At 66.6% G+C, this 629-nt stretch carries 1 protein-coding gene; it reads left to right on the top strand.

Annotated features, from left to right (window positions below; translation table 11 throughout):
- Positions 1 to 523 (top strand): hypothetical protein (locus tag DAI20_RS19710; RefSeq protein WP_205781513.1); only part of this gene is annotated, 523 nt, incomplete at its 5' end.
- Positions 524 to 629: the final 106 nt, after the last annotated feature.

The raw sequence follows: 629 nt of genomic DNA on the forward strand, positions 1-629 counted from the left end.
GTCGGTCACCAGCGGCGGCAGCACCACCCAGCGCAGCGACAACATCAGCTGGAAGGTGGCCAACGCGGCCGAAGTGAACACCGCAATGACCGGTGCCTTCAGCGCCGCCGGCTACGAAGTGGTTGAAGCCGAATACGTGGAAGGCGAGTCGCGCGGCCTGCTCAGCATCGAGCGCATCCGCAAGGACTTCAGCACCGGCAACGACCTGGCCCCGGCCACCCTGCGCGACACCGCCAACGGCATCCGCGCGGCCAACATCCCGTACATCGCCGTCGGCACCCTCGACGTCGGCATGCGTGACCGCGATCCGGCCAGCGGCAACACCCGCGTGTTCGTCACTGTCACCGGCAAGGTGCTGGACGTGACCGGTCGTTTCCCGCGCACCGTGTCGTCGGTCGGCCCGGTGCAGTTCTCCGGTACCGGCCCGAATGAAACCGTGGCCCGTACCAACGCGCTGCAGCTGGCGGCTGAAAAGGCCGCCCAGCAGATGATCAACGAACTGAACGTCAAAGCGGTCCGCTGATCCGCCACCCAGGTGGGTGCCGAGCTCGCTTGGCATCGCCCTGGGGTTACCGATTTCCCACGTGCCGCTTCGCGGCCGTCACTCCCAAAGGACACTCACATGATCC

It is taken from the genome of Planctomonas deserti, assembly GCF_003067705.1.
In the GTDB taxonomy this organism is placed as follows: Bacteria; Actinomycetota; Actinomycetes; order Actinomycetales; family Microbacteriaceae; genus Planctomonas; species Planctomonas deserti.